Below are 12,676 nucleotides of genomic sequence, written 5' to 3'. Positions count from 1 at the left end.
GCACAGAGTAAACTTACCATCCACCAGAAGCGCCACCTCCACCAAAACCTCCACCACCGAAGCCGCCTCCAAAACCTCCACCACTTCCAAAACTTCCGCCTCCGGAGCTACCACCCCAACCGCTGGAAGAGCCTCGGCTGTAATTACCTCTCCCCATATTGCTAAGTATGATCGCTTCTAAAATATCACTGCCCGTAGATCTATTGCCTCTATTGTTACCACCTCCACGTCTATTTTTGGATATCGAAATGAGAATAACGATAAATATAAAAATGAATATAAAAACTAATCCAATTGGAAAACTCTTATTTGATGATTTCCGAGCACCTTTATATTCACCATTAAGAACTTCAAAAATAGCATCGACACCTCTATTTAAACCTCCTGGATAGTTGTTTTGTTTAAAATAGGGAATAATGTCTCGTTCGATAATACGTTTAGATAAGGCATCGGTTAATAAATGTTCTATTCCATAACCTGTGTTTATAGCTATCCTTCTGTCATTTTTAGCTAGTAAAATTAAAATACCATTATCTTTTTTTTCTTGACCAATTCCCCATTCTTGGCCCCATTTTGCACCTAAAAAGTTAATGTTTTCGCCTTCAGTAGAATTAATAATAGCTACAACGATTTGAGTGGAAGTAGTATCTGAATATTTTCTTAGCTTCGTTGCCAGTTCAATACTATCTCTTTTTGAAAGTAGTTTGGGATTGGTATAATCGTATACAAAAGTTTGTTTTTTATCTGAAGGTTTTTCCGGTATTTTATATTGAGCAGAAGTTGTTCCTAAAACAAAAAGAGTAAGGAATAAAGAAATAATAATGCTTTTTTGCTTTATAATTAATTGCATATTTTAATTCTACCCTTTAGAAATTTCATTTGATAGTTCGTTGGTATCTAAATCTGAATAAGGGAAATAGTGTTTAAGCTGTTCTCCACATTTAAAAATTCCGTCAATCAATCCTTGTTTAAAATTACCTCGTTTAAAATGTGATTGTATAACATCTTTGGTGCTATCCCAAAAATCATTTTCAACAACTTGGTTAATACCTTTATCACCGTAAATAACAAATGTTTTTTCTTCAATTGCTACATAAATTAACACCCCATTTTGGAGTTTGGTATTATCCATTTTTAATGTGTGGAAAAGCTCTAAAGCACGATTCGTAGCATCGTCATTAGAAGTTTTTTCTATATGAACTCGTATTTCTCCAGAAGTGTTTAATTCTGCTAACCTTATAGCCTCAACAATTTCTTGTTCTTCATCAGTAGAAAGAAAATCTTCAATTTTTGACATTAAAACTCTACTTTAGGAGCATTTTTACTATCTGGGTCAGATTTGTATAAAGGCATACCTTTAAACCCACCTATCCTTGCAATAAAATTAGTAGGGATTTTTTTGATAGTGATATTATATTCACCTGCTATTTTATTAAATCTATTTCGTTCAACATTAATCCTGTTTTCAGTGCCTTCCAATTGAGATTGTAATTCTAAAAAACTTTTATCTGCTTTTAAATCAGGATAACGTTCAACAGTTAATAATAATTTGGATAGTGCACCACTTAAACCTTGTTGAGCTTGCTGGAACTGTGCCATTTTTTCTGGAGATAAATCACCAGCATTAATTGTTGTTTTTGTAGCTTCAGAACGTGCCTTAATAACACCTTCTAAGGTTTCTTTTTCATGTGAAGCGTAACCTTTCACGGTAGCAACTAAATTAGGTATTAAATCGGCTCTTCGTTGATAAGAGCTTTCAACATTTGCCCATTGAGCTTGAGCTAAGCCTTCTTTTTCAACAAGCATATTGTTTACTCCAATTCCCCATTTAACCAATAACAGAATTAAAGCAATTATAATAATCCATGGTAAAAATTTCTTCATAATAAATTAATTTAATATAATTTTTTAATGGTTACTTATGAGACACTTAATTTTTAAAAATGTTACATGATTACATACATTTTTAATTCTAGCAGTCAACTCTTAAAGGTGTTGTTTTATTTTAATGAGTTGATTTTTAACATCTTCAAGTTTATTTATAATTTCAAAATTAGTAAGTGTGTCTTTTTTGCCTTCTTTTAAGTGAATTTTAGCGCCTTCAAGAGTAAATCCACGTTCTTTAACCAGATGATAAATAAGTTTAAGGTTTTTTATATCTTCAGGAGTGAATTTACGATTGCCTTTAGCATTCTTTTTAGGTTTAAGAGCATCAAATTCTTTTTCCCAAAAACGTATTAAAGACGTGTTAACGTTAAATGCTTTGGCGACTTCGCCAATACCATAATATCTTTTTTCGGGTAAATCTATATGCATTAATCCAGAGATTGATTTTCTAAAGAAGCATGCTCCAATAGCTTGTTAAATTCTTCGGCTGTTAAACTACCGTAGTAGAAGTTTATGGGGTTAATACGCTCACCATCTTTAAAAATCTCATAGTGTAAGTGAGGTGCTTCAGAACGTCCTGTACTACCTACAAAACCAATGATATCGCCACGTTTAACTTTTTGATTTTTTCTCACATTATATTTATACAAATGGGCATATAAACTAATATATCCGAAACCGTGATCGATTCGTATATGTTTTCCGTAACCACTTGATCCCGAATCTGCACGAACAACTTTTCCATCACCGCTAGCATAAACAGGCGTGCCCCTTGGAGCGGTAAAGTCCATACCCCAGTGCATTTTTCTAGCTTTAGTAAAAGGATCAGATCGCATGCCGTAGCCAGAAGCCATTCTTGTTAAGTCCTCATTACTAACAGGCTGTATGGCAGGTATCGCTGCCAAAATCTTTTCTTTTTCTTCTGCCAGAACGGCAATTTCATCAAGGGATTTAGATTGCACTACAATTTGCTTTTGTAAGATATCTATGCGTTTATTACTTTCTATGATTAACTTAGAATTGTCAAAACCTTCTAGAGTTTTATATCTGTTAATTCCCCCAAAACCTGCTTTACGTTGTGCTTCAGGTATGGGATTGGCTTCAAAGTACACTCGATAAATATTATTATCCCGATCTTCTATATTTGCTAAAACAGTTTCAGCTTCAGACATCTTTTTATTAAGCAATTCAAATTGAAGCTGCATATTATGTAGCTCCCTTTTCATAGCTTTTTCTTTAGGGGACTCAAGATACTGACTTGCTATAAAAACAAAGATAAAAGCAAAGAAAGCGCAACCTAATAAGAAAAAGGAAGCATACTTAAAAGTGGTTCTTTTTTTTCGCTCTATTTTTCGGTAAGAAAGCGATTCTGAATCGTAATAATATTTTACCTTACTCATTTCTTAAATTATACTATTTTTGCAACTAAATTGAGGTCATAGTAATTACAGCATTTAATATGCAAACGAGCAAACCTACAAAAAAATTATCATAATCATTTACGATTATTTCCATTGTATGTTTACAATATCTTAAATTTAAATAAATAGAAAGTAAATATAAAAATTGTTTTTTATTAAAAGTAACTTAATAGAAACAAGATTTTTTAATAAGAATACATGAAGTCACAAGATATACGGTCAAAGTTTTTAAGTTTTTTTGAAGAGAAGAAACATAGTATAGTACCATCTGCACCTATGGTTTTAAAGGATGATCCAACATTAATGTTTGTAAATTCAGGAATGGCACCTTTTAAAGAGTATTTTTTAGGAAATGCACAGCCAAAGAATAACCGTATTTCTGATTCTCAAAAATGTTTACGTGTTTCAGGAAAACATAACGATTTAGAAGAAGTTGGTTATGATACCTACCACCATACACTTTTTGAAATGCTTGGTAACTGGAGTTTTGGAGACTACTTTAAAAAAGAAGCTATTGCATGGGCTTGGGAACTATTAACAGAAGTTTATGGTATTGATAAAGAGATATTATACGTGACTGTTTTTGAAGGAAGTGATGATGCAGATAAGCTTCCAATGGATACAGAGGCTTATGATTTCTGGAAACAATACATTTCTGAAGACCGTATCTTAAAAGGAAATAAAAAGGACAATTTTTGGGAAATGGGAGAACAGGGACCTTGTGGCCCTTGTAGTGAAATACATGTTGATATTCGCTCTGCTGAAGAAAAAGCAAAAATTTCAGGAAAAGATTTAGTAAATAAAGACCATCCACAAGTTGTAGAAATTTGGAATTTGGTTTTCATGCAATATAACAGAAAAGCAAATGGTAGTTTAGAGAATCTTCCCGATAAGCATATAGATACGGGTATGGGCTTTGAGCGTTTGTGTATGGTATTGCAAGGTGTGCAATCTAATTATGATACAGATGTATTTACACCTTTAATTAGAGAAATAGAAACGATTACTAAGAAGAAGTACGGTAAGCTGGAAGAAGCAGATGTTGCCATTCGAGTTATAGCAGACCATGTTAGGGCTGTGGCATTTTCTATAGCAGACGGACAACTACCTAGTAATAACGGAGCAGGTTATGTTATTCGTAGAATTCTGCGACGAGCAGTGCGCTATGGATTTACATTCCTTGGGAAAAAAGAAGCATTCATTTATAGGTTAGTTGATATTTTGAGTAAGAAAATGGGGGGGGCTTTTCCTGAATTGAAGGCTCAAAAACAACTTATTGAGAATGTTATTAAAGAAGAGGAGCAATCATTTTTAAGAACCCTGGATCAAGGATTGGTATTACTAAACAGAATTGTTGAGGAAACGAAAGGCGATACGGTATCAGGTGAAAAAGCTTTCGAGTTATATGATACTTATGGCTTTCCAATAGATTTAACAGCGCTTATTTTAAGTGAAAAAAAATTAAAACTTGATGAAAAAGGTTTTGATGCTGAACTTCAAAAGCAAAAGAATCGCTCACGTGCCGCTAGCGAAATGTCAACGGACGATTGGACCGTTTTATTTGATGATCAAGAGGAAGAGTTTGTAGGGTATGATACGCTCGAAGCCGATGTTAAATTAACCCGATATAGAAAAGTGGTTTCTAAAAAAGACGGGGAAATGTATCAATTGGTATTTAATATCACTCCATTCTATCCTGAAGGAGGTGGGCAAGTAGGAGATAAAGGATATTTAGAAGATGCACATGGTGATGTTATCTATATTTTAGATACTAAGAAAGAAAACAATGTTATTATTCATTTTGCTAAAAATTTACCAAAGCATATTGAAGAAACGTTTAAAGCAGTTGTAGACTCTAAGCAACGTTACAGAACAGAATGTAACCATACTGCAACACATTTATTACATCAAGCTTTAAGAGAAGTTTTAGGGACGCATGTAGAACAAAAAGGAAGTGCGGTACACTCAAAGTATTTACGTTTTGATTTTTCTCATTTTTCCAAACTAACTATCGAAGAATTGCGAGATGTTGAAAACTTTGTGAATGCTAGAATATCAGGGAAATTACCTTTAATAGAAAAACGGAATATTTCTAAAGAAGAGGCTATAGCAGATGGCGCTATGAGTTTATTTGGTGAGAAGTACGGAGATACAGTTCGGGCTATTCGCTTTGGTCAATCTATTGAGCTTTGTGGAGGAACACACGTAAAAAATACAGCAGATATTTGGCATTTTAAAATAATATCGGAAGGAGCAGTAGCGGCAGGAATTCGCCGTATTGAAGCAATTACCAATGATGCCGTTAAGGATTTCTATTTTGAAAATAATCGGGCTTATTTTGAAATGAAAGATTTGCTTAATAATGCAAAAGAACCTGTAAAGGCGTTACAAAACTTACAAGAAGAAAATACGAATCTTAAAAAGCAAATAGAATCACTCTTAAAAGACAAGGCTAAAAGTATAAAAGGAGCACTAAAAAGTGAATTACAAGATATTAATGGTATTCAGTTTTTAGCAAAGAAAGTAGATTTGGATGCAGGTGGAATAAAAGATGTTGCTTTCGAATTAGGAAGTCAGTTTGATAATTTATTCCTGTTATTTGGAACTGAGCAAAAAGGAAAGGCCTTGTTATCTTGTTATATTTCAAAAGAATTGGTCGCAAGTAAAGCATTGAATGCGGGACAAGTTGTTAGAGAACTTGGAAAGTTTATCCAAGGCGGTGGTGGTGGACAACCATTTTTTGCAACAGCAGGTGGTAAGAATCCAGATGGGATTGATGAGGCTTTAGAGAAGGCGAAGGATTTTGTGAATTAATCTCGCAAAGGCGCGAAGGCGCAAAGTTTAGGGGTTTTATAGTAATTGGGTTGTGCTTGATTATGTGATTTCTCCTTTTGTCGAAATGGCTCGGAATACGAATAGAATCTCGTTGTCATGTTGAAATGAGGTACGGTTGAGACATCACGGAGTCATTAATAAAAAGGCTAAGGGTTATTTGAGCTGATCTCGCAAAGGCGCGAAGACGCAAAGTTTAGGGGTTTTTATAGTAATTGGGTTGTACTTGATTATGTGATTTCTCCTTTTGTCGAAATGGCTCGGAATACAAATAGAATCTTGTTGTCATGTTGAAATGAGGCACGATTGAGACATCACATAGTCATTAATAAAGGCTAAAGATTATTTGAACTGACCTCGCAAAGGTGTTAAGGCGCAAAGTTTTATGGGTGAACAAGAACAGCTTTTTGAGAATTATTTAGCAACAAAAATAGTTGATTGCTGTTATCATATACATGTTAATTTAGGTCCAGGTTTACTAGAGTCTGTTTATGAAGAAGTTTTGTTTTCTGAATTAACTGAAAAAGGGTTTAAAGTAGAGCGTCAAAAGCAATTACCGGTTATTTGGAAAAATAAAAAACTAGATTTAGGATTTAGAACTGATTTAATTGTTGAAAATAAAGTGATTATTGAGATAAAATCGGTACAGGAAATTCATCCAGTTCATCCGAAGCAATTATTAACATATCTAAAATTATCAGGCTTAAAACTTGGATTACTAATTAATTTTAATAGCCCTTTAATAAAGACAGGAATAACCAGAATAGTTAATGGTTTATAATAGGGCAAACTTTGCGCCTTTGCGATAATATATAATGAAACTACAAACCAAAATACCATTAGAAAAGCAGTCTAAAAACCTAATAGACTATCATTCTAATATGCTATTAATAGGTTCTTGCTTTGTAGAAAATATAGGAGAGAAGCTAGATTATTTTAAATTTAAAAATACTCAAAACCCTTTTGGCATTTTATTTCATCCCAAAGCCATTGAAAATTTAATATCTGATGCGATAAATAAAAAGACATATTTAGAAAAAGATGTTTTTTTTCATAATGAACAATGGCATAGCTTTAATGCACATTCAAAATTCAGTAATACCTCCAAAGAAGCTGTGTTACATAATTTAAATGGAAACATTAAATCAGCAAATCAGCAAATCCAAGAATCAACTCATATTGTTATCACTTTAGGAACTGCTTGGATATATCGTTCTACACATACTAAAGAGGTTGTCGCAAATTGCCATAAAGTTCCTCAAAAAGAGTTTACAAAAGAATTACTTTCAGTTGATGAAATTTCTACATCAATAGAAACCATAGTGAGTTTAATTAGGGATGTAAATTCTAAAGCAGACATTATTTTTACCGTATCTCCTGTACGTCATATAAAAGATGGCTTTATTGAAAACACTCAGAGTAAAGCACATTTAATAAGTGGAATACATCAAGTCTTGAATCAAAAACCATCTACTGTTAATCATCAATCATTTTATTTTCCTTCCTATGAAATCATGATGGATGAACTTCGTGATTATCGCTTTTATAAAGAAGATATGATTCATCCCAATACAACAGCTGTAAATTATATTTGGGATCGTTTTCAAGAGGTTTGGATGTCTTCAAAAGCAAATAAAACCATGGAAAAAATTGATGTTATTCAAAAAGGATTACAGCACAAACCATTTAATCCAAACTCTGAAGCACATCAAAAATTTCTTCAAAATATAGAAGCTAAGAAAACGCAGCTTAAAACTCAATTTCCACACATACTATTTTAAAATATATCTTAATATAAAACAGGTTTTAAAGAAAAAATAATTTGCATTCTTAATTATGAAAAGCAAAATATAGAGTCGAGATTTTTTCAATAAGACGAGTAAATAGTATTATACGGTTAATCTTTTTTAATAACGGTTTATCGAAAAATTATGAATTCTAAATCTAATAATTGTAGATTTAAAATGCTATTAATCAGTTCATATCAAAAACATCAATTGTAATCAGTAAAATGATTTGCGGTTGGTGTTTTTTTTTAATGTTAGTTTAACTTTCTTTTAATACTGCTTCTAAGCAAGATTATTATTTTTGACCCGTTAGTTTATATTACATAAAATGCATTGGTTAGACTTCTTATGTCGAAGGAAACTGATGTTTTTTTGTTTTATAGATAAAGTGTAAAGAATACTATAGAATTATTTTTAAATTAGTGCATGCGTAAAATTCTATTTGGTGTCATCATTACTTTAGTTGTTCTGTTTTCTTTTAAATACTGTGGAGGTAAGGTAGAAGAGAGAACAGTGCTTCAAGAAAATTCAGCTCTCATACAACAACAAATTAATAATGTTGGAAAGTTAGTGGTAACAGAAGGCCATTTTAGTGAAGTCTTTAATTATAAGAACTCTAAAGATGTATTTGGAGATTATTTTACTTCAGAAAAAAAAGCCTTGATTGTTGTTAATGCAGAGATTACCATAGCTTATGATTTAAGTAAAATTGAATTTGAAGTAGATGAAGCCAGTAAAACACTAACTATTTTAAGTATTCCAAAAGAAGACATAAAAATTAATCCAGATTTGGAGTATTATGATATACAGTCGGACTTTTTTAATCCTTTTGAAGCTAAAGATTATAACGATATAAAGAAGATTGTTAAGGCATCATTAGATAAAAAGTTAGAAGCTTCCGATTTAAAGGCAAATGCTAAAAATAGATTAATAAGTGAACTTTCAAAATTCTATATTCTAACAAATTCTTTAGGGTGGACTTTAAAATACAACGAAAATCCTGTGTCTACAATAGATGCTTTGCAGGGATTAAAATTATAGTTACAAGTCATGGATAAGTCTACTTTACAAAGGGTTCATAATCTTATAAAGCCTTATATACACAGAACTCCTGTTCTAACCTCACAATTATTGAATACACTATGTGAAGCCAATATCTTTTTTAAATGTGAAAACTTTCAGAAAATGGGTGCATTTAAAATGAGAGGCGGCGTAAATGCTATTTTAAATCTAACCGATGAACAAAAAAGCAGAGGCGTTGTTACACATTCTTCAGGGAATTTTGCACAGGCATTATCATTGGCAGGGAAACACCTAAATGTAAAAGCATACATTGTTATGCCGGAGAATTCCCCACAAGTTAAAAAGGATGCAGTTAAAGCTTATGGTGGTATTATTATTGAATGCGATTCTAATATAAATGCCCGAGAAACAGAAGCAGCAAGAATTCAAAAAGAAAAAGGAGCAGCCTTTATTCACCCTTCTAATAATGACGACGTTATTCATGGTCAGGGCACTGTTGCTATAGAATTATTAGAGGATTTTAGTGATTTAGAGTATATTTTCACACCTGTTGGTGGTGGTGGTTTATTGGCAGGGACTATTTTAGCGGCAAATCATTTTTCTAATGACTGTAAAGTAATAGCTGGAGAGCCTAAAGAAGCCGATGATGCTTATAGATCATTAATTTCTGGAAATATTGAAAAAAATAAAACATCTGATACGATAGCCGATGGCTTACGGTCTCATTTAGGAGATAGAAATTTCCCAATTATAAAAGAACATGTTGAAGATATCATACGAGTTGAAGAAGATGACATTATTAAGGCAATGAGACTAATTTGGGAACGTATGAAAATTGTAATAGAACCCTCGGCAGCAGTTGCTTTTGCAGCTGTTCTAAAAGATAAAAAACGTATTAAAAATAAGAAGATTGGAGTTATATTATCTGGGGGAAATGTAGATGTGTCCAATTTGCCTTTTTAAATAATGAAGTCATTTAAACGCTAGAAGTTTAAACGAGTTCAATGGAAGATTGCTAGAGGTTTTCTTAAGAGAAATAAAAATTAACATTAATAAGTACTTTTTTACATTTTTATAAAATAAAAGAGAATTACGAATTGTATTTTTGTTTTAATAATAATTAAATATGGACGAATCATACGTAAAGTTAAGAGTAGATAAACATGTTGGATATATAGAGTTTTTCCACCCTAATAGAAATTCTATGCCTAGTGATGTTTTAGCATTGTTAGCAAAAACTATTACAGAAGCTGGAAACGATAATGACATAAATGTTATTGTTTTAAAAAGCGGAGGCAATAGAACCTTTTGTGCTGGAGCCAGTTTTAATGAAGTCATATCCATAGAAAATCCAGAAACAGGAACGCTTTTTTTCTCAGGGTTTGCAAATGTGATAAATGCTATTCGCAAATGTCCAAAATTAATTATTGGCCGTATTCAAGGTAAAACAGTAGGTGGAGGCGTTGGTTTAGCTGCAGCAACAGATTATTGTTTAGCTACAAAATATGCATCTATTAGATTAAGTGAGTTAAGTATTGGTATTGGACCTTTTGTAATAGAACCAGTAGTTACTAGAAAAATAGGATTACCTGCGATGTCTCAAATGACTATAGATGCTGAAACTTTTTTCTCAGCAGAGTTTGCTAAAGAAAAAGGATTGTATGCAGATGTTTTTGAAACATCGGAAGAACTTGATGAAGCTGTCGAAATTTTGGCTACAAAATTAGCATCTTATAACCCTGAAGCTTTAGCAGAAATGAAAACCGTTTTTTGGAAGGGTACAGACCACTGGGATACTTTATTAACTGAACGTGCCAAAATAAGTGGTAAATTAGTGTTGAGTAAATTTACAAAAAAGACCTTAAAACGGTTTCGGTAACCTTGAGTTAAATACTCACTGTTTGCCTAACAATTTCTAAACCATCATCAATTAAATGACCAACTTCTGGTCTGTTTCGTTTTATGGTTTCCAAATGAGCTAAAATACTTTCGCAAAGGTTAGATTCGTTACCTATAGCTGCTAATTCGTAGAGTTCTACAGGTAATAGCCAGTCATTAGGATGTTTTTCGATTAACTGTTCCAACACCTTAGTTCTGGAAATGGTTTTATTTTTATGATCCCTGTAATCTCTAACTTGTTGATAAAGTGCCTCTAATTGTATTTGTTGATCAGATTTTTTTATTTGAATTGTTTTGGTGGAAGGAACATGTGTAATTAAATCAAAACTATTTAAATCGGCAATTCCAGAGAATGCAGAAACAATTTCTTTTCCTATCGCCATATCATAAATACCCCATTCTGGTTGAAATAATATGGTTTCATTATGCGTAACGGTACAATTTTTTAAGCTAATGAGTATTATTTTTCCTTGAAGGTTGCGCTTACCGGTAATAATTTCACCAGATACTTTTACGCCGCCTTCAAATTCTAAAGTGATGTTTTGTTCTTCATAAATATCATAAGCACTTAAATCGCGCGGACTCATGTCTTCAATAGCTAAGTTAATCCCTTTAAGTTTACCTATAGGAGACCCGAAACCATTCTTGTGAGTATTGGTACCATGTCCAACCAATTCTTTTTCTCGATAAGCTAGAGCTGTTTCTCCATTAGTTTGAATGTAAATTGGGTATCCATTGCTTTCAATAACATGGGCGAATATTCCTGAGATTTGCAAGCCAGTACTTAGTTCAATAGTCCCTAAAGCATTAGACTCTATTAATTTATTAACTCCAGAAAGCCCTCCTTTACGTAAAGCCATAGTATTTGCGAATTCTTCTAAAATAAGACTTAAATTAGCAAAGTCTGGCGTTACAAAAAGTTGAGGTTGAGGTTTGGTGATATCAAAATCTTTATAGGTGGCATTAATATCATAAGGGAGCTTTTCCACTTCATCAGTCATACACCAAGCACTTTCACCAATGGAAGATAATAGCCCAGCACCATATATTTTTGGATTTTCTAGAGTTCCAATTAAGCCGTATTCAACTGTCCACCAGTGTAAATTTCTAATAAGTGCCATTTCACTTGGCTCACCCATGTTTTGTTGTAAGGCTTCTACCTTTTTTTCCGTAGCAGCGATATCACTTTCACTGGAATTTGGAGCCTCTTTTATAATAGATAAATGCCTAACAGCTTCGTATAATTCATAGTCTTTAGCAGATGAAATAGCTTTACAGCCAATTTCTCCAAAGCGTCTTAAGTATTCCGCATATTCTGGGTTGGCAATAATAGGAGCATGCCCTGCACCTTCGTGTATAATATCAGGAGCTGGTGTGTATTCTATATGTTCTAACTGTCTAATATCACTAGCAATAACCAATACGTTGTATGCTTGAAATTCCATGAATGCGTTTGGGGGGATAAAACCATCAACAGCAACTGCTGCCCAACCAATATCTTTTAAAATCCTGTTCATGCCGTACATATTAGGAATACTATCAATGGAAATGCCTGTTTGATTTAAACCTTCTAGATAGGATTTGTGTGCTACAGTACTTAAAAAATTAACATTTTTGCGCATGACATAACGCCAAACAGCTTGATCTATAGCAGAATAGTCATCATAATCTTGCGGTTTTATAAACTGCATTAAATGTTTTGGTAAACGATTTAAGATATTGTTAGTTTCAATAGTGTTAGACATAATTGAATTAGAATAAGGTTTTGCTAGGTAAAAATACGAAATCTTTAAACAAATGCTTATTTTTTTGTGTTTTTAACAATGT

At 32.8% G+C, this 12,676-nt stretch carries 12 protein-coding genes; 6 read left to right on the top strand and 6 right to left on the bottom strand.

All coding sequences use genetic code 11. The features are described 5' to 3' along the window. Positions 1–13: 13 nt before the first annotated feature. From Q4Q34_RS03620 to Q4Q34_RS03600, 5 genes are all read right to left on the bottom strand, one after another. Positions 14–850: a TPM domain-containing protein gene (locus tag Q4Q34_RS03620; RefSeq protein WP_303319129.1), complete on the bottom strand. Its 837-nt coding sequence runs from the start codon at positions 848–850 to the stop codon at positions 14–16. Between the two features lie 9 nt (positions 851–859). Then, on the bottom strand, positions 860–1,297 hold the full coding sequence (locus Q4Q34_RS03615) for a TPM domain-containing protein (protein WP_303319128.1): 438 nt from the start codon (positions 1,295–1,297) through the stop codon (positions 860–862). Continuing rightward, entirely contained in the window at positions 1,297–1,884 is a 588-nt protein-coding gene (locus Q4Q34_RS03610) for a LemA family protein (RefSeq protein WP_303319127.1), read from the bottom strand. Before Q4Q34_RS03610 ends, Q4Q34_RS03615 begins: the two co-directional genes overlap by 1 nt. 102 nt (positions 1,885–1,986) lie before the next feature. Continuing rightward, the gene (locus Q4Q34_RS03605; RefSeq protein WP_303319126.1) at positions 1,987–2,316 is read right to left on the bottom strand and encodes a MerR family transcriptional regulator; all 330 of its coding nucleotides are present in this window, start codon (positions 2,314–2,316) and stop codon (positions 1,987–1,989) included. Beyond that, a complete protein-coding gene (locus Q4Q34_RS03600) occupies positions 2,316–3,287 on the bottom strand; it encodes a M23 family metallopeptidase (RefSeq protein ID WP_303319125.1) in 972 nt (323 codons plus the stop codon). The genes Q4Q34_RS03605 and Q4Q34_RS03600 overlap by 1 nt, the downstream gene beginning before the upstream one ends. A 219-nt stretch (positions 3,288–3,506) precedes the next feature. On the opposite strand from Q4Q34_RS03600, the gene alaS reads away from it, so the two are divergent. The 6 genes from alaS (at position 3,507) to Q4Q34_RS03570 (ending at position 10,829) form a co-directional block, all read left to right on the top strand. Continuing rightward, on the top strand, positions 3,507–6,122 hold the full coding sequence (gene alaS, locus Q4Q34_RS03595; protein WP_303319124.1) for an alanine--tRNA ligase: 2,616 nt from the start codon (positions 3,507–3,509) through the stop codon (positions 6,120–6,122). Between the two features lie 403 nt (positions 6,123–6,525). Next, on the top strand, positions 6,526–6,921 hold the full coding sequence (locus Q4Q34_RS03590) for a GxxExxY protein (protein ID WP_303319123.1): 396 nt from the start codon (positions 6,526–6,528) through the stop codon (positions 6,919–6,921). A 34-nt stretch (positions 6,922–6,955) separates the two neighbouring features. After that, positions 6,956–7,921 carry a GSCFA domain-containing protein gene (locus Q4Q34_RS03585; RefSeq protein ID WP_303319122.1) on the top strand — a complete coding sequence of 322 codons (966 nt, stop codon included), beginning with the start codon at positions 6,956–6,958 and terminating at the stop codon, positions 7,919–7,921. A 432-nt stretch (positions 7,922–8,353) separates the two neighbouring features. Beyond that, a complete protein-coding gene (locus Q4Q34_RS03580; protein WP_303319121.1) occupies positions 8,354–8,968 on the top strand; it encodes a DUF4230 domain-containing protein in 615 nt (204 codons plus the stop codon). Positions 8,969–8,977: 9 nt separating this feature from the next. Continuing rightward, positions 8,978–9,913 carry a pyridoxal-phosphate dependent enzyme gene (locus tag Q4Q34_RS03575; RefSeq protein ID WP_303319120.1) on the top strand — a complete coding sequence of 312 codons (936 nt, stop codon included), beginning with the start codon at positions 8,978–8,980 and terminating at the stop codon, positions 9,911–9,913. Positions 9,914–10,076: 163 nt separating this feature from the next. Further along, positions 10,077–10,829: an enoyl-CoA hydratase/isomerase family protein gene (locus Q4Q34_RS03570; protein ID WP_303319119.1), complete on the top strand. Its 753-nt coding sequence runs from the start codon at positions 10,077–10,079 to the stop codon at positions 10,827–10,829. Between the two features lie 7 nt (positions 10,830–10,836). Here Q4Q34_RS03570 and Q4Q34_RS03565 read toward each other — a convergent pair whose 3' ends face one another. Beyond that, positions 10,837–12,594: an aromatic amino acid hydroxylase gene (locus tag Q4Q34_RS03565; protein ID WP_303319118.1), complete on the bottom strand. Its 1,758-nt coding sequence runs from the start codon at positions 12,592–12,594 to the stop codon at positions 10,837–10,839. Between the last annotated feature and the right edge of the window lie 82 nt (positions 12,595–12,676).

The organism is Flavivirga abyssicola (genome assembly GCF_030540775.2).
Lineage (GTDB): Bacteria > Bacteroidota > Bacteroidia > Flavobacteriales > Flavobacteriaceae > Flavivirga > Flavivirga abyssicola.
This window is presented reverse-complemented; position numbering and strand designations above follow the sequence as displayed.

Bases quoted from the DNA above. Each gene is read 5' to 3' on its own strand.
- Q4Q34_RS03620 (WP_303319129.1), bottom strand. From the start codon at position 850: ATGCAATTAATTATAAAGCAAAAAAGCATTATTATTTCTTTATTCCTT.
- Q4Q34_RS03615 (WP_303319128.1), bottom strand. From the start codon at position 1,297: ATGTCAAAAATTGAAGATTTTCTTTCTACTGATGAAGAACAAGAAATT.
- Q4Q34_RS03610 (WP_303319127.1), bottom strand. From the start codon at position 1,884: ATGAAGAAATTTTTACCATGGATTATTATAATTGCTTTAATTCTGTTA.
- Q4Q34_RS03605 (WP_303319126.1), bottom strand. From the start codon at position 2,316: ATGCATATAGATTTACCCGAAAAAAGATATTATGGTATTGGCGAAGTC.
- Q4Q34_RS03600 (WP_303319125.1), bottom strand. From the start codon at position 3,287: ATGAGTAAGGTAAAATATTATTACGATTCAGAATCGCTTTCTTACCGA.
- alaS (WP_303319124.1), top strand. From the start codon at position 3,507: ATGAAGTCACAAGATATACGGTCAAAGTTTTTAAGTTTTTTTGAAGAG.
- Q4Q34_RS03590 (WP_303319123.1), top strand. From the start codon at position 6,526: ATGGGTGAACAAGAACAGCTTTTTGAGAATTATTTAGCAACAAAAATA.
- Q4Q34_RS03585 (WP_303319122.1), top strand. From the start codon at position 6,956: ATGAAACTACAAACCAAAATACCATTAGAAAAGCAGTCTAAAAACCTA.
- Q4Q34_RS03580 (WP_303319121.1), top strand. From the start codon at position 8,354: ATGCGTAAAATTCTATTTGGTGTCATCATTACTTTAGTTGTTCTGTTT.
- Q4Q34_RS03575 (WP_303319120.1), top strand. From the start codon at position 8,978: ATGGATAAGTCTACTTTACAAAGGGTTCATAATCTTATAAAGCCTTAT.
- Q4Q34_RS03570 (WP_303319119.1), top strand. From the start codon at position 10,077: ATGGACGAATCATACGTAAAGTTAAGAGTAGATAAACATGTTGGATAT.
- Q4Q34_RS03565 (WP_303319118.1), bottom strand. From the start codon at position 12,594: ATGTCTAACACTATTGAAACTAACAATATCTTAAATCGTTTACCAAAA.